Origin of the sequence: Undibacterium sp. SXout7W (genome assembly GCF_049339385.1) — a bacterium.
Taxonomy (GTDB): Bacteria; Pseudomonadota; Gammaproteobacteria; order Burkholderiales; family Burkholderiaceae_D; genus Undibacterium.
Map to the genome: position 1 here is coordinate 68,303 of NZ_JBMPPF010000015.1, position 19,738 is coordinate 88,040.

Annotated in this window: 13 protein-coding genes and 3 pseudogenes; 6 read left to right on the top strand and 10 right to left on the bottom strand. The window is 48.1% G+C overall.

Annotation, left to right across the window (positions count from 1 at the left end; all coding sequences use genetic code 11):
* Position 1: 1 nt before the first annotated feature.
* Positions 2 to 979: a GlxA family transcriptional regulator gene (locus tag ACO0LB_RS14395; RefSeq protein WP_423050209.1), complete on the bottom strand. Its 978-nt coding sequence runs from the start codon at positions 977 to 979 to the stop codon at positions 2 to 4.
* Positions 980 to 1,139: 160 nt separating this feature from the next.
* Here ACO0LB_RS14395 and ACO0LB_RS14400 point away from each other — a divergent pair, with 160 nt between their 5' ends.
* On the top strand, positions 1,140 to 1,787 hold the full coding sequence (locus ACO0LB_RS14400) for a cysteine hydrolase family protein (RefSeq protein WP_423050211.1): 648 nt from the start codon (positions 1,140 to 1,142) through the stop codon (positions 1,785 to 1,787).
* 156 nt (positions 1,788 to 1,943) lie between these two features.
* Here the strand turns inward: ACO0LB_RS14400 and ACO0LB_RS14405 are convergent, their stop codons facing one another.
* On the bottom strand, positions 1,944 to 2,156 hold the full coding sequence (locus ACO0LB_RS14405; RefSeq protein ID WP_423050213.1) for a response regulator transcription factor: 213 nt from the start codon (positions 2,154 to 2,156) through the stop codon (positions 1,944 to 1,946).
* Between the two features lie 75 nt (positions 2,157 to 2,231).
* Positions 2,232 to 3,326 (bottom strand): annotated as a pseudogene (locus tag ACO0LB_RS14410) (IS3 family transposase).
* A gap of 174 nt (positions 3,327 to 3,500) precedes the next feature.
* Here ACO0LB_RS14410 and ACO0LB_RS14415 point away from each other — a divergent pair.
* Both ACO0LB_RS14415 and ACO0LB_RS14420 read left to right on the top strand, forming a co-directional pair.
* A pseudogene (locus ACO0LB_RS14415) lies at positions 3,501 to 4,239 on the top strand (integrase core domain-containing protein).
* Between the two features lie 457 nt (positions 4,240 to 4,696).
* The gene (locus tag ACO0LB_RS14420; protein WP_423050215.1) at positions 4,697 to 6,010 is read left to right on the top strand and encodes an ATP-binding protein; all 1,314 of its coding nucleotides are present in this window, start codon (positions 4,697 to 4,699) and stop codon (positions 6,008 to 6,010) included.
* A 323-nt stretch (positions 6,011 to 6,333) separates the two neighbouring features.
* On the opposite strand, the gene ACO0LB_RS14425 is transcribed toward ACO0LB_RS14420, so the two are convergent.
* Complete coding sequence (locus ACO0LB_RS14425) at positions 6,334 to 7,800, bottom strand: PLP-dependent aminotransferase family protein (RefSeq protein WP_423050217.1); 1,467 nt, start codon at positions 7,798 to 7,800, stop codon at positions 6,334 to 6,336.
* 9 nt (positions 7,801 to 7,809) lie between these two features.
* Positions 7,810 to 8,394 carry a LysE family translocator gene (locus tag ACO0LB_RS14430; RefSeq protein WP_423050219.1) on the bottom strand — a complete coding sequence of 195 codons (585 nt, stop codon included), beginning with the start codon at positions 8,392 to 8,394 and terminating at the stop codon, positions 7,810 to 7,812.
* A 524-nt stretch (positions 8,395 to 8,918) separates the two neighbouring features.
* Here ACO0LB_RS14430 and ACO0LB_RS14435 point away from each other — a divergent pair.
* The 3 genes from ACO0LB_RS14435 (at position 8,919) to ACO0LB_RS14445 (ending at position 13,178) form a co-directional block, all read left to right on the top strand.
* The gene (locus ACO0LB_RS14435) at positions 8,919 to 9,746 is read left to right on the top strand and encodes an AraC family transcriptional regulator (protein WP_423050221.1); all 828 of its coding nucleotides are present in this window, start codon (positions 8,919 to 8,921) and stop codon (positions 9,744 to 9,746) included.
* 77 nt (positions 9,747 to 9,823) lie between these two features.
* Positions 9,824 to 10,249: a cupin domain-containing protein gene (locus ACO0LB_RS14440; RefSeq protein ID WP_423050223.1), complete on the top strand. Its 426-nt coding sequence runs from the start codon at positions 9,824 to 9,826 to the stop codon at positions 10,247 to 10,249.
* A gap of 775 nt (positions 10,250 to 11,024) precedes the next feature.
* Positions 11,025 to 13,178: a tyrosine-type recombinase/integrase gene (locus ACO0LB_RS14445; protein ID WP_423050225.1), complete on the top strand. Its 2,154-nt coding sequence runs from the start codon at positions 11,025 to 11,027 to the stop codon at positions 13,176 to 13,178.
* 901 nt (positions 13,179 to 14,079) lie between these two features.
* Here ACO0LB_RS14445 and ACO0LB_RS14450 read toward each other — a convergent pair.
* The 5 genes and pseudogenes from ACO0LB_RS14450 to ushA all read right to left on the bottom strand — a co-directional run bounded on the left by ACO0LB_RS14450 (position 14,080) and on the right by ushA (position 19,068).
* Entirely contained in the window at positions 14,080 to 14,241 is a 162-nt protein-coding gene (locus ACO0LB_RS14450; RefSeq protein ID WP_423050316.1) for a helix-turn-helix domain-containing protein, read from the bottom strand.
* A gap of 1,255 nt (positions 14,242 to 15,496) precedes the next feature.
* Entirely contained in the window at positions 15,497 to 15,799 is a 303-nt protein-coding gene (locus tag ACO0LB_RS14455; protein WP_423050318.1) for an integrase catalytic domain-containing protein, read from the bottom strand.
* Positions 15,800 to 16,020: 221 nt separating this feature from the next.
* Positions 16,021 to 16,240: pseudogene (locus ACO0LB_RS14460) on the bottom strand (transposase); the annotation flags it as partial.
* 122 nt (positions 16,241 to 16,362) lie between these two features.
* Positions 16,363 to 17,124 (bottom strand): GntR family transcriptional regulator, encoded by a 762-nt coding sequence (locus tag ACO0LB_RS14465; RefSeq protein ID WP_423050227.1) that lies wholly within the window; start codon positions 17,122 to 17,124, stop codon positions 16,363 to 16,365.
* Positions 17,125 to 17,346: 222 nt separating this feature from the next.
* Positions 17,347 to 19,068 carry a bifunctional UDP-sugar hydrolase/5'-nucleotidase UshA gene (gene ushA / locus ACO0LB_RS14470; RefSeq protein ID WP_423050229.1) on the bottom strand — a complete coding sequence of 574 codons (1,722 nt, stop codon included), beginning with the start codon at positions 19,066 to 19,068 and terminating at the stop codon, positions 17,347 to 17,349.
* Positions 19,069 to 19,738 lie beyond the last annotated feature (670 nt).

The window sequence follows — 19,738 nt, forward strand, 5'->3', positions numbered from 1 at the left end:
CTCAACGCTGAGAAAATAGTGCCCGATATGCGCTGGGCGATGTTCGGTATGCCCGATTGAAGTGTTGGCGCATTGATACGGCACTACCAAAACCGGCATGCTGCGCTATGTTCTCTATAGGTTGTTGCGTCGTTTCCAGCATTCTTTGCGCATATGCAAGACGTTGGCCAAGCAGCCATTGCCCTACATTTGTTCCTGTTAATTCTCTAAACCTGCGCGTGAAATTGCGTCGACTCATCGCAACGCGATCGGCCAATGTACTGAGATTATGCGGCTCATGAAGATGGTCTACCATCCAATTCAGTAAATCGGAAAGTCGGTCACCACCTTGTCCATCATGTAGCGGCTGTTCAATATACTGCGCCTGTCCTCCCTGACGGTGTGGTGCAACCACAAGTCGCCGCGCGATGCGGTTTGCGACTTCTGCACCATGCCATCGACGCACCAGATGCAGGCAGCAATCCAATCCGGCAGCAGTTCCGGCGGAGGTCACGAGTTGTCCATCGTCTGCATCTACATACAACACATCGGGTACTAGTTTCACATTTGGATAACGCTTGGCAAATATGTCTACACTGCTCCAATGCGTGGTGGCTTGATGACCGTCCAGAACACCCGCCTCGGCTAATACAAATGCACCCAGACATAACCCAACCACTGTTGCGCCACGTGCATGAGCTGATCGCACCGCTTCCAGCATCTGCTCAGGTGGTCGCTCCTGTGCATCCCGCCAGGAGGGAACAATCAGAACATCGGCATGGCTGGCATCTGCCAGAGTCAGTTCCGTTTGTATTGAAAATCCCGCATTCGTACGCAGTGCAGACCCCGGCGATGACTCCGCTGCGCAAATTCGTAATCTGGAAGACGGTAAGCCAGTTTCGGTGCAGTTGTCGAATACAAGACACGGCACCGACAAGTGAAATGGGCTCATGTTATTAAACGCCAGAACAGCAATTTCTTTGGAAGCGTGCATAGCCATATATTGGTGAGATCAGCTTTGTATGAGATGTTGGCCCGAATTCATCGTACATTGGCAACTGGGCCGCTTTTGAATAGCTTAGCGCTAGGGCAAGATTCTGTCTACCGGTTGCCGATGCTTCCGATAAGCCTCAACTTCCACTATCGAAAGGAACCAAATCATGTCCACCATTAAAAAGCGAGCCCTGATTGTTATTGATGTTCAGAATGAATATTTCACTGGCGGCCTGCCTATTGAATATCCAAATCCGCAGGAAACAGTTGTTAATATTGGTATCGCTATGGATGCTGCGCGCGCTGCCGGAATCCCAACTATCGTTGTGCAGCAGACCGCTCCAGCGAGCTCACCTCTTTTTGCTATTGATTCCGATGGCTGGCAATTACATCCAGTGGTGGCATCACGCCCGTCCGATCACTACGTACGCAAGACGTTACCTAGTGCTTATCCTGAGACTGACCTGGCGCAATGGCTCCAGGCTAATGGAGTTGATACTTTGACGGTAGTTGGCTATATGACTCATAACTGCAATTCGTCCACTATCAATCATGCTATGCACAATGGCATGGCCGTTGAGTTCCTGCACGATGCTTCCGGCTCTGTATCGTATCTGAATCAGGCAGGTTATGCGAGTGCAAAAGATATTCATCGCATTTTCAGCATAGTGCTTCAATCACGATTTGCAGCGGTCACTTCAACACAGGAGTGGGTTAAGAGCATTAAGTCGGGTGTAATGCCGATGAGTGACAGTATTTATAAATCCAACCAACGTGCTCGTGGTTTGTTACAGGATGAGGTTACTCCAGCATGACGCCACCCTTATCGAAGCTACGCTCGCTGTCCTTTCATGCTGAAACGCGCTGCCAGACTTATTAGTGGCGTCTCAGAAAATGAAAAATAAAGCGCCGACGTCTCCCAACATTGAAATATTTGGCAATGCATTCTTCCAACAGAGAGGTGAGTAGAACTAAATTATTCCCTTCTCTCGGGCCTTCGAAACTGCTTGTGTTCGATTTTTTGTGCTTAGTTTCAAGTAAATCCGACGTAAGTGTGTCTCCACCGTGTTTTCGCTTACGAATAGTTTTCTGCTGAGCTCCTTATTGGAGCTTCCTTCCACAACTAGCCTGAGGATTTGAAGCTCGCGTGGACTGAGCCCGCCCTCTTCGGTGCGACCTATCATTACCGACGGAGTGGATAGAAGGTATGCAACATTGTTAGCTGTAGAGGCTTTGATCAGTTTGACCTGCACCCCAAATTAGTACGAAACCAAATTAGAGTCCACGGTTAAAAAACTGTCTGCAAATTGATTCGGCGTCAGATAGCCAATCGAGCTGTGCGGTCGTTGCTCATTATAGTCCTGACGCCATTCTTCTATCGTTTCTCTGGCGTAGCGCAGGGAAACGAACCAATGTTCGTTCAAGCACTCGTCCCTGAATTTGCCGTTGAAACTCTCTATGTACGCATTTTGCTGCGGCTTGCCTGGTTCGATAAAGTGGAGTTTAAGCCCCCGTTCATAGGCCCATGCATCCAGCGCCTTACCGGCAAATTCCGGATCGTTATCGACTGTAATCGATGTCGGCAGCCCTCGGTTTTCTGCCAGCCGCTCCAGCACGCGAACGACCCGTAGCCCGGGCAAGGAGCGATCCACTTCAATCGCCAGGCACTGTTTCGTAAAATCATCGACGATGTTCAAGCACCGAATTCGTCGTCCATCCATCAGGCCGTCCGAGACAAAATCCATCGACCAGCTTTGATTCGGTGCCATCGCCGGCGCTTTGACTACGCGTTCGACGCCAGCAATACGTTTGCGTTTCCTTCGGCGAATCATCAGCCCGGCTTCCCGATACAGGCGGTAAGTGCGCTTGTGGTTAATCGCCCAGCTATCCCGCCGCAACAGGATGTGCAACCGCCGATAACCGTAGCGCCGCTTCAGGTTGGCCAAATCGTGCAGTCGTGCTTTGAGCGAGGCGTCGTCCTGCCGCTGGCTTTGGTAGCGGTAGTTCGATCTTGATCCCACAAGCACGGGTAATTCCTAGCTGATGCGCCGTCATCAAATACAAAACGGCGGCACGCTTGGCTTGTGGGCTTACCACTTTTGGTTGACGATATCTTTTAAAGCAGCGTTGTCGAGTATCGATTCCGCCAGCAGGCGCTTGAGTTGGCCATTCTCGACCTCCAAGGCTTTGAGCCTCTGCGCATCAGAGACGCTCATACCGCCGAATTTGGCTTTCCAGTTGTAGTAGGTCGCTTCGCTGATGCCGTGCTGACGACATAGGTCAGCCACTTTCTTGCCGGCTTCAGCTTCCTTCAACACACCGATAATTTGGGTTTCCGTAAATCGCTTTTTCATGCTGCCTCCTATAGGCAGACTCTACATCTTTATCGTACTAATTTTGGGGGGCAGGTCACCACCACCATCACCGGTGGTCAACTCAGCGCAGGTGGCACTGTAACCCTCCCATAAAATCGAGCCATGTATAACTGGAGTTCTTGAGGCAAACTGATATGCCAAAGGAGAACAGAAATGCGTAAAAGCAGATTTACAGAAACACAAATCATCGGAATATTGAAAGCCGTCGGAGCAGGCAGGTTGGTCAAAGACGTTTGTCGTGAGCATAGCTTTTCTGAAGCGACCTATTACCAATGGAAATCTAAGTATGGCGGCATGAGCGTGCTCGACGCGAAGCGCCTGAAGGAACTAGAAGTCGAGAATGTCAGGTTGAAGAAGCTATTGGCTGAATCGATGCTGGAGAACGAGGTCTGCGGAAAAAGTGGTAAGCGCACCGTCACGCCAAGCGCCAGCGCTTATCGCTACCAACCGGCATCGGATCGAAATATCATGCTGCGAGAGCAGATCGTGGCGCTGGCCCAGCGGCATCGGCGTTATGGCTCAGGAATGATCTATCTGAAGCTGCGGCAGTCTGGGTGGTCGCTTTGCATCGGGGCTTACCGCAGGCGATTCGGACCGACTTTGTGGTCATGCGATGCTCACCTGGGCGTATGAACGTGGCGTGAAGCTGTTGCTGATCAAACCGGGAAAGCCGAACCAGAATGCCTATATCGAATCGTTCAATGGTCGCTTCCGCGATGAATGCCAGAACGGACATTGGTTCACCAGTCTGTCGCATACAAAGGTGGTAATCAAGGCGTTGAGGCGGGAATATAACGAGGAGCGACTGAAAAAATCGCTGGGTGGACTCACGCCCGCAAACTATGCCCGGAAACTGGCAGAAAAAGCAGTTACATTAACCCCTGGGCTCTAAAGCCGGGGGCTACTGAATCCGGGGAGGCGTCGGTCTTTCCTTAACTTCGTTTGCGCTTACATCTAGGGTGCTTGATTGTTAACCGCCCCCAGGAATATTTCAAGAACTCATTCGCAAAGAGTATGAAATCTGCATAACGATAATAGGTAGTCAATTTTTATCGGGAGCGATTTATAACTAAAGTGAAGGTGAAATAACTGACTGACTCCATGACTATATTGTCGATTAGTCATTCATATTTGAATGATGCCAGTAGTGTAATCGGTTGTCCTTGAATACAATAATTATCACTTTTACGCGCATATAAAAAAATGAAATACATTTTTATGCGCGTAAAAATGTAAATATATTCATTATTACGCGCATAAAAATGCAAATTTAAGTACAATCAGATCTAAAATGTGACTGGAAAAATATGACAACATCGCTATTATTGCCATATTCTTAGGGGACATAATTGAAACGACAGTTACTTGACAAGCTAATCAATTGGAAATCGCAACAGCAACGCAAGCCGTTGCTGATTGATGGGGCACGTCAAACCGGAAAAACGTATCTGTTGAAACAATTATTCGGACAGGAATTTACTCACACGCTCCATCTCGATTTTCTGGAGCGCCCTGATCTTGCCCAAGCATTTGCGGGATCATTAGCTCCAAACGAAATTCTGTCAAATATTGAATTGCTCACTGGGCAAGTTTTTAATCCAGCTACCGATTTATTAATACTCGACGAAATTGGTGAGTGTGAGCGCGCAATCTCATCCTTAAAATATTTTGCAGAAAAAACTCCAGACTATTACATTGCTGCTAGTGGTTCTAATATTGGATTACTCAATTCTTTTCCCGTTGGCAAAGTCGAGCAATATAATTTGCGTCCTCTGACGTTTTACGAATTCCTACTCGCTTCAAATGAGCCCGCACTGATCAAGGCTTTCGAAAAACAAGTGAATAGCCCCGCAGCACACAGCATATTATTTGATAAGCTTACCGATTACTATTTCACTGGCGGACTGCCTGAGGCGGTAGCAGCTTGGTTTGTGAATCCAGCCGCAAGCATACTCGAACGTATATCAAACGTTACCCAAATTCATACAAATCTGGTAGAAGGGTACCGTCGCGATTTTGGAAAGTATTCAAACAAAGGCGACGCCCAATTGATTGAAGCTGTCTTCAATCAAATTCCTGCGCAATTGTCCGCGGTCGTCGATGAGTCTGTTAATCGTTTCAAATTCAAAGGTGTCTATGGAAAAAAATCACGATACGGCGAATTTGAAACAGCGATCAATTGGCTGCACAGGTGTCGCCTCGCATTGAAAAATCACCCGATAGAAGGAATGCCGAAAACACCGCTGGCTGCTTACCAACAAGAAAACAAAGTTAAACTCTTCATGTTTGACATCGGTCTACTCAACAATATGCTTGGTGTCGGCTACCTCGAAATCAAACGACAGGCATTCGAATATAAAGGTTACATTGCTGAAAATTTCGTCCAACAAGAATTGGCCGCAATTGGCATAGAACCTAGTTTTTCATGGAATGACGCACGCGCAGAAATTGAATTCATTGTCACCAATGATCAAGGCCAAATCATTCCGGTCGAAGTCAAAAGCGGCAAACGCACGCGCGCAAAGTCGCTGCAATCATATATTGAAAAATGCAAACCACATAAAACCATTAAGCTCACTGGCACGCAGGGCTCAGCAGAAATCGAGAAAACTCATATCGTGATGCCGCTTTATTACGCACAATATTTGCCAGCCCGCTGGTAGTGATGTAAGAACTCGGTATCGTTGTTGACCATCCGTCCCTAAATCGCTAGGCAGTCTGGTTACTTCCACTGTGAGAAAAAACCTTCAGAAAATACCAATGTCTTGTCGCTAATAGTTGGCAAAGGTATGAAACCTATATCAAGATCAACGGACAATCGAAATACTTGTATCGGGCTGATCATCGGAAAAAAAGGAGCTTGCGCCTGCATTTACTGGAATACGCATCAGTCAGTCCGGCAAGGTGATTGCATAGGTTAGCCGCCTCGGACTGAATGCTTTACGCTGTCTCGATGAAGTGCAAAGGAAGGAGGGCGCAGCCGAACTCAGAACTTGCCGTCAATGCTGGCGGCGCCGCTGACGCGGGCCAGGCTTGAGCGCGCGCCTGCCACTGCGCGCAAGCGTTCATCAAGGTAGGCGCTCACGCGAGGATGCTGGCTGAAGGCGACGTTGAAGCGGATGTGCTGGTCGGGCGTGTCGTTGGCCGAGAACGCGGCGCCACGCATCATCAGGATCTTGTTGCGGTAGGCGTCCTGCACCAACAAATCCACGTCCAGCCCTTCGGGCATGGTGCCCCACAGGAAAATTCCTGCATCACCGGGTTGTTCGAACAGCACGCCGGCCGCGCTCAGTTGCTGCATGCTGGTATTGCGCGCCACCATGATCTTGCGTTGCAGCCGCTCCAGGTGTTTGCGCAGGTTGCCGGCCTTGAGCACTTCCAGCAGAACGTATTCGTTCAACGCAGGCAAAGTCATGATGGCATGGATTTTGGTTCGCATCAGTAGCTTGAGCAGGGCGGGTGCCGCGGCCAAGTAACCCATGCGCAGGGCTGGGCTCAGCGCCTTGCACAGGCTGGAGTAGTAGATCACGCCGTTCAGCCCGGACAGTGATGCCAGCCGCGTGCTGTGGCCCTGCTGGAAATGGCCGTGCACGTCGTCTTCGGCGATCAGGACGCCATGCTGCTGCGCTACGATCAGCACCTTGTGCAGGTTGGCGGCGCTACTGCTCCACCCGGTGGGATTGTGCAAAGCCGTCTGCACGAATAGCAGACGCGGACGATGCGCGCGGCAGGCGGCTTCCAGTTCGTCCAGATCAAGGCCATCAGGACGGCGCTTGATGGGCACCAAGTGCACGCCTTCCTGGCCTAGCCTGCCGAACATCAGGAAATATCCGGGGTCTTCCACCAGCACCGTATCGCCGGGCTGTAGAAACGTGCGGCAGATCAGATCGATTGCATGAGTACCGCCGAAAGTGGTGAGGATATGGCTGGCGTCCGCAGCGATGCCGATGCTGCGCAACAGCAGCGCGATTTGCTCGCGCAGTTCGGCCAGCCCTTGCGGTGGACAGCGCGAGGCCATACCGGCCGCGCTGCGCGCCAGGCCACGTTGCACGGCGGCGCCCGGCACCGCGTCCTGCAGCCAAGTGGGAGGCAAGGCGCCGCTGCTGACCAGCAGCACGCCAGGCCGCTGGTCGTTCACTTGCTGGCTCAGCCAAACTGGCTCCTGCTCCTGGCCAGCTTCCAGCTCCACCTCGTCGGGAATGGCGCGGCTGGCGTCAGTTGGCGCGCAGACGAAGAAGCCCGTCGTTCCGTGTGTATCGATGACGCGTGAGGCCACCAGCCTGTCATAAGCCACCACCACGGTGTTGGTGCTAACCGCGAGCTGCGTGGCGAGCTGACGGATCGACGGCAGCTTGGTCCCGCCGGGCAGGACGCGTTGCGCAATCTGCTGGCGCAACGCGTCCTCAATCTGCTTGAACAGGGCGATGGGTGAGGAGCGGTCGAGGGGAATCATGGTGGAAGTCTAGCGTAAAAACATCACGGCGAGGAGCAGTAGGATGGCCCCCATCACCAGATTGAATATGCGCTGGTTGCGGGGCGCTTTCAGCATGCTGCGGATCGAGACGCCAAACAGCGCCCACATGGTGTTGCACGGCATGCCCACCAAGGTGCCGATCACGGACACCAGCAGCGCGTTGGCGAGCATGTTGCTCTGCGAAGGCATGAAGACCGATGCCATGGTGATCGCCTTGAGCCAGCTCTTGGGGTTCAGCGCCTGAAACAGCCCCGCCTGCGTAAACGACACTGCCTTCGGTGCGCTGGTTCCCGCCACCGAGGCACCGGCAAGCTTCCAGGCCAAAAACATCAGGTACAGCGCGCCCGTAATCCGCAGTACCTGCTGCGCCATCGTGTACGCGACGAACACGCTGCCCAGCCCCACGCACATGAGCATGGTCTGCACAAAGATGCCGACCTGTATGCCCAGGATAACCGGCAGCGCACCGCGATAGCCGAAATTAGCACCGGTGGTGGCAAGCATGACATTGTTTGGCCCGGGTGTTGCGGACATCACAAAGCAATAGCTCATCAGGGGCAGGAGTTCGGTCATGGTATGCAGTCGTAGCGTCGAGAAGGCCCCAGTCTAGACGCGTGGCACGGCATGGACAAGGCACAAGGTGCAGCTTACAAGCACATGCTGTATCAGTCGAACGACTGCTACAGCGGCGATACAGGCCGCCCCGCCCGGACAAACGTCAGAAACATCGTTTCATCTGTTACCGTGTCAAGCTGCTCGTGCAACTTGATGCGCAGGAGCAAGTGGCTGCTCTTATTGCGTAACGTGTTGGTCAGATACATGATGGTCTAACGGTTGGCCTTGAACTCTGCCGTGTGCACCCTGCGTTTTTTCCTTCAATCATGCGCTACCATCCTTTCAAGGACGACAGCTTAAACTACCATCTCAGATTCGCGGCCCACTTTAGATAGTCGGTTGAGCTTTGGTTGCGGGCGACACTTACTGCTGGCCAGCGTATAAAATAGCAAAGAGCGAATAGAGGGAGTAAACCATGGATAGGTCGGACGAACCATGATGGTAGGCGATGTGACACTGCAGTCTATGTTGGACCATGCATCATGAACCGACTAGCACCACGCGCACGCCTTGACTGGGTGAAACGTGCCGAGCCAATAGATGGCGTCGAGCGCATCGAAGCCTGGTTTAGCGGCAACGCGTATGCGATGCATCGTCATGACACCTATGCGATCGGTCGCACGCTCGCCGGCGTGCAAAGGTTCAGCTATCGGCGTGGCCAGCGAAACAGCCTGCCCGGCAACACGCTCGTGTTGCATCCCGACGAGGCGCATGATGGCCAGGCCGGCACCGATGAAGGGTTCCAGTACCGGATGATCTACGTCGAACCCGCGCTCTTTCAGGACGTGCTCGGTGGACGCGCGCTGCCGTTCCTTGACGGCGGCGTGACGACCGATCCGCGCATTGCTGCAGCAACTGCGACGTTGCTGCAGCATGTCGGTTCGACGCTCGATCCACTCGAACAGAGCGATGCGCTCGCCGAACTGGCGCATGCACTTGCCGCCGTTGCCGGCATGCCCGCGCGACGCCTGAAAGGCGACTACCTCGCGGTACGGCGCGCACGCGACTATCTGCACACGAACTGCACGCGCGTCGTCACGCTGGATGAACTCGAGGCGGCAACGGGCCGTGATCGCTGGAGCCTGTCGCACGATTTTCGCTCGTTCTATGGCACCAGCCCATACCGTTATCTGACGATGCGGCGCCTTGACGCGGTGCGGCGCATATTGCTTGCTGGAACCTCGTTGGCTCATGCCGCTGCGGCCGCGGGCTTTGCTGATCAGAGTCACATGACACGCCATTTCGCGCGGACTTTCGGGCTGACGCCGGGACGCTGGCTCCAGATCGCGGGCGGCCTCCAGCGCGGCTAGAAACACCCACGATCGTTCAATACGGCCACAAGGAGCATGCGTATCCTCGACGCATAGACCCATGAATGGAGAGAATAATGTCATTATCCTTGAACCACAATGCTGTACCTGCCGAGCGCGGCCAATGCCAGACCATCGATCTGATCGGCAAGATCGCACAGATCGACGGTCACTGGCAACCGCGCGTTGTCGCTGAAATGAACGACTATCAATTCAAGGTCGTGAAGGTTGAGGGCGAGTTCCTGTGGCACCGGCATGCCGATACCGACGAGACGTTCGTTGTGCTGGAAGGAGAGTTGCGTATCGATTTTCGTGCTGGGCCCTCGGGGGAAGGTTCGATCATGCTGCGCGCCGGTCAGATGGCGGTGGTACCAAAGGGCGTTGAGCACAAACCCTGTGCAAACGCCGAAGTGAAGCTGTTGCTGATCGAGCCTCGAGGTGTGGTGAATACGGGTGAGGGAGTTGCGAGGGAGCGTACTGTCGAGAACGACCAGTGGATTTAAGGCAGGCCCTCGCGCATGGCGGGTGAGATATCACCCTCACCCTGCGCGGTCTTCTTCGGCACAATCGCTGCCAACTTTGACTAACACTGTCGATGTCCTTTTAATTCTGAATTCGAATTCAAGTTAAATCAAAGACTTATCTTTTTGAGTTCGAGTCTAATCTGAATAAAAAATCAGCTAACTCTGAATTCTTACCGATTTTGTTCACTTAATTTTTCTTCGGATTTCCTGGAATTCTGGACACTTTGAAACATTTGGAAATACGAGGGGGCATGCTTATCTGTCCCCTCACTTAGAAATTAGGTGATATCAATAAGGTAATTAAATTTTATTTTTGCGGACTTAAAAAATTTTCTTATATTGTATGTGTAGAGGGGCCTACGACCCTGATGTGATCCAATTTGGTGGATAGCTTTTTGAGCAGCGAATTACTGTAGAAATTTAATGTAAACAGCATTGGAGTCAATATGCTTGACTCGTCGAGTTCTGCGAGCTTCTATTTGCTGACTCTCCTCTTTTTTAGATATAAAACTACGTTGATTATTCTTATAATCAACGTAGTTAAATTAGTGTAGTTTTGAGCTATACTTTTTCTATCGTTAAAATCTCGGAGTATCATTTCCCTTGAAAAACAAACACTTAATTTTGAAATTCACTTAATCCCGAAGTTTTGTTCAGTTAACTCTGAATTCTTTTGTAGCTTTATAGTCAAAAAAACTCTCCCAGTTTAGGAAGATAAAACGCGCTGGGCCAATATCAAAGGAATGATGCCGCCATGAGTCAAGACCACCATCATCAAGAAAACGACGCCGCATCCACCGAACGCGATAACATACAGAGGCTTGCCTCGAGCTGGTCTGAGTCTCGGGACAATTTGGCTATCGATCGGATATTGCAGCGTGCTGGCCGGCATCACTTCGCATTCTTCCGTGCATACCTTGAAGGTCTGGATCAATATGAAATGGCGAAGCGTTATTTGGAAAACGCCACCACGACCAGGATATCGAGTAAAGAAATAGTGATCACATTGCAATGGATCCGAAAGGATCTGTCTGTTATTGCAAAACGACACGGAAAATTTGCCTTTGCCCGTATTATTAATATTGAACCAGAGCAATTAAAGCCGATTTCTACTGTCGAGGTTCCCTCATTGGATGCGTATCGGGAAGAACGTGATCCCTATGAGATGTATTCCGAAGCAGACTTGATTGAACTATTTCAGGAGGAGTTCGGTGATGTAAAGCCTGATCCACGTCAACAAAGAAAAGCCAGTCTGTTAAGGAAACAAAATGAAGCATTAAACTGGTTGGAAGCCAAGGTGGCGATTGCTCCACTTCTTCAGGATCCTGTCGATGCCTGGATTATTCCTGCTGTGGCGCATAGGCTCATGAGCGCCCGGATTGACACTGTGGGCGCACTTTTGAACACAATTAATCAAAAGGGTCACCTATGGTACCGCCACTTAAATCAGGTCGGTGAAGTTACCGCTGCGCATTTGGTGAAATGGCTGCAGCTGTACGAAAAAGATTTAGGACAATCGGTCAGCACATTTGCCCTCGTTAAACACAGTGAGCTTGATGTGGCTGCACTGGAAGCCACCCGCCCAAAAGAGTTTGGCATCGTTCCACTGGAGTATTTTCTTCCCGACCCGTCGATGGACGGTAGTGTGGGAGAGAACCGTGCCGAACGAAATCGAAGTGGCGTCAATAACGACTATGATGCTATTCAGTTATGGCTCAAGCTGGTAGAGAATAATGCCAACACCTACCGTAATTACAGAAAAGAAGCAGAGCGATTTCTCCTCTGGTCTGTTCTGGAGCGTGGAAAGCCCCTCTCCTCCCTCATGGCTGATGACTGTATTGCTTATAAGAGTTTTTTAAATGACCTGGGCCGATTGACGCCGGAAGCATGGTGTGACAAGTACCGTATGGCACAGGATCACTGGCTTGGGAAACGGAATACTCAACGCTGGAGTCCACAATGGCGCCCCTTTGAAAATCCAGTCCGTGTAAAGAAGTCAGTAACGTCTAAGATCAGGAAGAAATTTGATGGAATGCCTCCAGATCTCTCCATAGAAAAGATTGGTGTACTCTCTTCCTCTTCACAGAAACAGGCAATTACAATCGTCAAAATGCTTTGTGAGACGTTGGTACGCCAGCGCTATCTTGATAGTAATCCTTTTGAGACAGTCAAGGCCAGCAAGTACGGTGTCTTTAAAGCGGACGCAACCAGGTCGTTTACTGAGCAGCAATGGAATTTTTTAATTGGTCACCTCGAAACATACGAAAAAAATAGTCGATATTTCAGGTTACGTTTCATTTTGACATTAGCATATGAAACGGGAATGAGGCTGTCTGAAATGGCTGCTGCACGCGTAGAGGATGTAAAGAGTTTTTCTCTGTTTGGTACGTCGGACTTTGGTTATCAACTCCAGGTATTAGGCAAAGGAAATAAACTACGTGATGTTGCGTTAAGTTATAACGTCATTCAAGAATTGAATGACTACCTTAGTCATCGTGGAATTACATCGTATCAAAATGCACCTGCTGAGACGCCGTTAATTAATGTGATACCTGGCTACACTTTGTATGAAACAGGTGACAAAGGGAAAAAAACGATGGAATTAAGACGACCGGAACGGGCGCTCTCGTCACGCAGAATTTTTGATATTCTTAAAGCGTTCTTTGTTGATGCCGCATATCGCAAGGCCAAAGAGTCTAAGGAAGATGCTAGGCACATGCACCGAGCCAGTACACACTGGTTACGTCATACATGTGGATCGCATGCGATTGCGAATGGTGTTCCTGTACAGATCATCCAAGATCAATTCGGTCATGCATCGATCGATACGACGACGATCTACGTGACGACTGAGCGCGATAATAAGTTCAGGGCTTTTAATCGTTTTTCAGAAATCGTCAATAAATGATCTGGTACTTGGTAATTAATTATGAGTATTTTTCTCCGGTAAACAACGATAAAGAAGTTTCTGAGCTATCTTCATCATTTGGCTTATATATACGGAAGTTGTACGCTGGCATCGCTAACTGTCGTCCGTCATACCAAAAAAGTGAGCGCCGCCCAAGCCTCTAGATTTGGGGAGCACACAAAATTTTCCTCGCATGAACTCTTTGAATTACAGTATTACTACCTTGGAAGTCGCACAGCATTGACTACAAGTGAGAGTGCTGATGAAGAGCAACGACTTGCGTAGTAGAGACGGTAACCAGGAAAGGTGATCACCAAGTCATCAAGAATTGTCACGAGCCGACCCGTGTCGAGATGTGCTTGAACCATGTTATCTAGAAGCCAGGCAAGCCCTGTTCGGCAATAGCAGTATTTGCCATCAGGTCGCTGAGATTGAATACAAGGCGCCCTTCGGCGTAGGCGGTAGAGATTTGCTCATCATTTTTGAATTCCTAGGCCAGTAAGCCGCCGTGGGTCGGTAAACACAAACCGATGCAGTCATGGTTGCTTAAATCGCATTGCATTTTGGGCAGCGGATTACACTCAAAATAGGCAGAACTGCCCACGACGGTTATCTGCATATCCGGTGCAATTCGCAATGCAATCATGTCTTTCCCAACATCACCCTCGAGGCTGGTACTGATATCGAAGCGCTCTGCCACGATATCAACAAATCGGTTGTCATTGCTGATTTCGATTTTGATGTCGGGATAGTTTGGTAACCAAGGTAAAAGTCTTGGCTAAATGATGGAACGTACGGCATGATTGGTCGCGGTGATTCTGATGGTGCCAACATGTCTGCTACGCATGTTGCCAAGAACTGCCAGCTCCTATTCGATTTCTGTCAGGTGTGTCTCTACGATTCAAAACAATTGCTCCTCTGCTTCTGTTGGCACGACGCTTCGCGTTGTTCGGTTAAGCAGCTTCAGGTCAAGCCTTTGTTCCAGTGGTAGTATTGTTTGGCAGAGAGAGGACTGGGTTACACCAATTTGTGCGGTTGTGCGCGTAAAGCTCCTCGTCGGCAGGCTGCAAAAGCAGTAAGGTCATCGAAAATTGCCATTAATTAGGCTGCAATGGCTCTACCGTTTCTGAACTCCGGCTTGGTTGTATGGGGCTTAGCTTTGGCCTTTGCCCCGCTTTTGATAAGGAGGAAGGGATCATCATGGTCAGTCTGGATAGCCATCCTAAACATATTCGAGAAGTCGTTACGCTTCATTGAAACGCTTGCTTACCAGTCATATTGATCCGGTATACCAGTATCGTTATTGAATTGAAATTTTGCTGTGCTGTTTTCAGCGTCAATATTTTGGCTTAAATTGGAATTCTTAATTTATTCCACTGGAATAAATAGCTGCGATTAAAAAATACGAATCGGAATTTGTATCGCATCATTGCAGTCGCGTTATTTTTATCAGCAGTTTTAATCGTAAGCATCTCATTTGTATAGTCTGTAAACTAGCACTTAAAAAGCGTTAAAGTAGTTCACGTTAGATTTTTTCGGAAGCTACCTTGGAGTTATTAGATACACACATTCACAGGACGCGGTGCTCCAACCATTCACCGGTATTCAAGAAGCAGCTTGCGTAGCGTACATCGGAATCTGGTGTGTCGATCTTCTACCACGAGAGAGTGATATCAATGTCAACAAATATACTGTGCAAATGGCACCGGTAATTGCGGGAAAGTCGATTGGATGACGTGATGCATAGGCGACCATGTTGCCAGTCATAATCGACGACGACAATCCAGATCGCTGAAGATGATGCAGCAGGGCAAACCACAGACGTTCCGGCACAGCCACGTCAGAAATCGATCCACAGGCCTTTTCCTGAGAACTTGCTGTGGTGAATAGCAGGTCATTAGGCTATTGGAGCCTGCTAACCTGCAATGCGAAGGTAAACTAAAATCAATGGATGAAGATGTATCCGAACAGCTAGAAGTGATTGAAGCATTGTCGCTACTTTGTGCTTCGTCTTTCAGATTTATACATTTATTCCACTGGAATAAATGTATATAAAAACATGAAAGTTTGTATTCGACTAATCTGCGGTAAGATCAATAGAACAAAAATAGAGTATCTACTATTTTTAATGAATTCAAATTTTGTAGATGTTTTTGTTGGCCTGTCCCTGAATTTAGTCCGAACTCTTTATAGAATTTATGATTAAAAAACTATCTGCAAATTAGTTCGGTGTCAGGAAGCTAAGTATGCTGTGGTGATGCTCCTAATTGCATTTCTGATGCCGTGCTGCGATGACTTTGAGAAAAACCAATACTCATTCAAACATTCATCCCCCTCCAGCTTACCGTTGAAGTTTTTAATATATGCATTCTGCTACGGCTTGCCAAGATCGATAAATAGTAATTGAAGTCGTTTTCGGTAAACCCATTTATCCACACCTTGCTAATAAACTCGGTGTCGTTATCCATAATCGCCGATCTAGGCAACCCTCGACTTTCTGCCAAACGTTCTAGAACAGCCACAATACAGTGGCCAGGAAGTGAAGTGTCGAATTCTATTGCCAAACACTCTTTTGTGAAATTATCGACGATATTTAAACAGCGCAGGCGATGTCCGTCAATAAATTCATCCTATACAAAGTCCATTAATCAACTCTGATTCTGTTCCTCTGTCACTACCTTCAGCTGCCGATCAATGCCGGCGATACACTTATACATGCAACTAGGCACCATCAAACTGGTTACATGGTATACCTGATATATGCCTTATAATTAATCAAGCAATCTTACCGACATAGCAGCACGTGTAGGCGTCGCTATCCTTGGCATCTTTTCTGACCGGCCCGGCCGACAACATTCTTGAGCGTCGCGTTGTCGAGTATTGATTTTGCCAGTAATTGTCTCTGCTTCAAGTTTCTTGAGTCGTTGTGCTTCGGATACTGTCATCCCGCCGAATTTCGCTTTCCAGTTTTAATAGGTGGTGTCGCTGATACCGTGTTTCCAGCAAAGCTCCGATTCTTTTAATGTGCCAATGATTGGTTCTTCCATGAAACATTTTTTCATGCTGCCTCCAGTTGGCAGACGCTAAAATTTTAGCGTACTAATTTTGATAAGCAGGTCTAACGAAATCAGATCTCATCTTACACTCGACCATCTGTGTTTTATTGATTGTACGAGGAGATGCACTACTTACTTATCCTAGTTTTATAACGATAGGAAGGTACGTACTTCATTTCGCAATACTCAATAGGGTCACGCCTGTCAGAAAGCATAACGCGCTCGCAAACCAACAATGGTGTGCCCAGACTGACATCAAGTAAGGTCACGTCGTCAGCAACGGCAGCGACCGCACCAACGCTTTCCAAACTTTCCGATGGATCAATACCGAATTTATCAATAAGGATGCGATATAGAGAACCTGCGCGTTCCAATTCTTTACGTTCCAGTTTAGCGCCTGGTGGTAATTTTAAATATGAATCTTGCAAGCCAACTGGCGCGCCATTCATCAGACGCAGGCGTTTAATTCTCAACAGCGGAACTTGTTGTTCAATTTGCAGGAGACTGGAAATTGCCATACTTGCGGCGACATTTTCCATGAGCAGAATCTTTTGCCCGGGAGTGCCACCTCGTTTGAGAGTATCTTCAGTAAAACTCCCCAATGAGCGCGACATTTGACGAACTGCTTCGGGTGCCGTGAAGGTACCACGACCATGATCGCTGTACAGTACACCCTGTTCTTCCAATAGACGTATGGCCTTTCTTACGGTGTCTCTGCTGACATTATAAGTGAGGGCCAAATCCCGTTCTGTCGGTAACGCTGTATTTGGGCCTAATTTGCCAGACTCCATAGTCTGTTGCAGTGTTTGTGCCAACTGCCGATAAAGCGGCATTGTGGATACTGTCGATGTTTCAGTGGAGGCATGAGGCGATGCTTTTTTTATTGGCATGGTATAGGTTTGTTTGAACGCATTCAGGATAACTTCACTGAAACAGATTGCTTATTTAAAAAATCATGTGCATTTCACATTTCAAAAAATGCTGGGTGCATTTTAAAAAATATTCGCTCTGAATATCTGTTAAAAAATTTGGTACGATCCCAAAATTGGATCGTACCATAAGCCTATTCAGATTTTTTTGGGGAACTATATTTTTCAAAATAAGTTACATGCTTAATCTGTATTTTTGTTTTGTCCCGGAATGAAATCTTCAGTCCGTAATAAGGGGCGACTGCTAATGAAATCACGTAAAACGTCAACGTCAATATAGTCGCTAGATACTATCCCTGGATGATCGGACAGAACAGGATAGCCATCACCACCCTTGGCATTAAAACTGGTGATCGCAAGTCGATAAACTTTGTCTTTTATTATAGGCTGACCGTTAATAAGTAATGACTTGGCTTGATTGCCATCACTGTCAATTTGTACACCCAGCATCTGTGGAAATGCGCCTGAACCCGGGGTCATCCTCGAGATTTGGTGTAAGTACGACTCCAGATCATTCCCTTGTATTTGAATCACATGCAAATGATTTTTAAATGGCAGTACTTTTACAATATCGCGATAGCTGATGTCACCTGCAGGCAGAGAATCGCGTATACCGCCGGAACTGATAATTGCCAGGTCAGCATGCATTCTTTCGCGCATTGCGGACGTGATGAGGATGCCGAGATTGGTTGCCTTATTTCTTATATTTTTTCGTTCCCCATCGAATTTCCCATTGCTCTGACCTACGATCTTCTCCATACCTGAGATGGCGTTTTGTTGAAATGGAAGCAGGAGCTTCAGCATTTCCGGGTCTTCAGTGATGCTGGTAGGCTGTTTTTCTGATGCTGGTGCTGTTAAGTTGACTGGTATCAGCTGGTATCGGATAAGTTTGAGTCCGTCATGAGTGAACTCAAAATCGGCTCGTCCGACAAATTTACCCCATTCCGCAGCCTGAACGATCCAGGTGCCATTCTGATAGTCCGGCATGCAACTATCGCCGGGGGTATAGGCTTCATTGCGTTGATTTTGTTCTGACATACAAACTGGGTGATGGCTATGGCCGCCAACTACCAAGTCAATACCTTTGACAGAGCGTGCTAACTCGACATCCCCAGGTGAGTTCACTCCATGTTTGCCGTCGACATAATGTCCCATATGGGTGAGTGCAATTAGAATATCAGTCTGAGGTTTTAGTTGTGGTAACAAGTCTTGTGCCTCTGTTTCAGGAGCACGAATGGTAATGCTGGGAAATTTTGTTCGATCAATCAATTTATTGGTGTCGTCCGTCGTCAGTCCTATAACAGCCACCTTGACATGCTCAAACTGGAAAAGTCGATAGGCTTCAAAAACTCGTTGCCCTGCTTGGTAAATATTTGCAGATAGCCATGGGAAATTCGACCATTCATGCTGCTGGCGCAGCTGAGTTTGAGGTGTCTTATCAAACTCATGGTTACCTACCGCCATTGCGTCATAACCGATATATGACATACCCCTGAAATCAGGCTCGGCATTTTGCAAATCAGATTCTGGTGTACCGGTATTGACGTCACCGGCATCCAACAATAGGGTGTAGCCGCCCTGAGCTGTAACTTCGTTTCGAATGTTGTCAATCAGCGTTTTGCGTGCAGCGAGGCCATATTCGTTATTTTTATTTTTCCAGAACCTGCCATGGTGGTCGTTAGTATGAAGTATTGTCAGTTTCAGAGAAGGAGAAATATCCTGACCCAGCACAGTTCCTGCATGGTTGCAGATCCATAAGATGATGGCTAGCCGTAGTAGTTTCATAAAAAGTTTCATAATCAGTGATTCAAAAAATGATTCGCCATGACAATCCGTATCTTCAATGAAGTTGGCCGCATATATATTTAAGTAAAAATCATCGCTCTTGGATAGATCGGCATTCATATCGGATCAGAATGTAATGTCTTTCGTGGCGTGGGTTCTTGTAAATTTTTCTTATAGTCGACGCATTGACGCTGCCCTAAATTCATAGAGTGGCCTCCTAACATATACGCCGATACTGTTGATCGTGAATTAAGCCACCGGCTACTTTGTTGAATTTGATAGCATTTCCACGATGTATTTGAGTGCCAGCAATATCCGTAGAGATTCATCGCAACAATGAATCGCGTTCAGCCATGACAAGCATTGCTAAACAATCGCAGCGCCGACACGCTTAATGACGTATCACTCGTTTGTTGTAAAGTGCGTAGTGATCGATTTTCTTTGTGCCTCCATTTTTTAGCCGCGAAAGTACTCATCATTTGACCGGATAAAACTATCCGAGATCCTTCGTCGTTATCAGGTGCGTATAGTAATTAGCCCCGGTAAGTATATTAAAAGCGAGTTTTCATCATTTTTCCGGAGAGTGTAGATTAAATTATTGGTTCGTACCAATAATTTAATCATTTGTTTTTAATTTTTTTTAAAATAATAAAAAACCGGTTTTTGTCATATTCCTGTCATATATGTGTTTGATTTTATACAAAAAATTTTATTTTTTTATAAACCGCATGTTTTTTCAAATATATCTTTGAAAATTGGTACATACCAATATAGAATTAAATCTATCGAT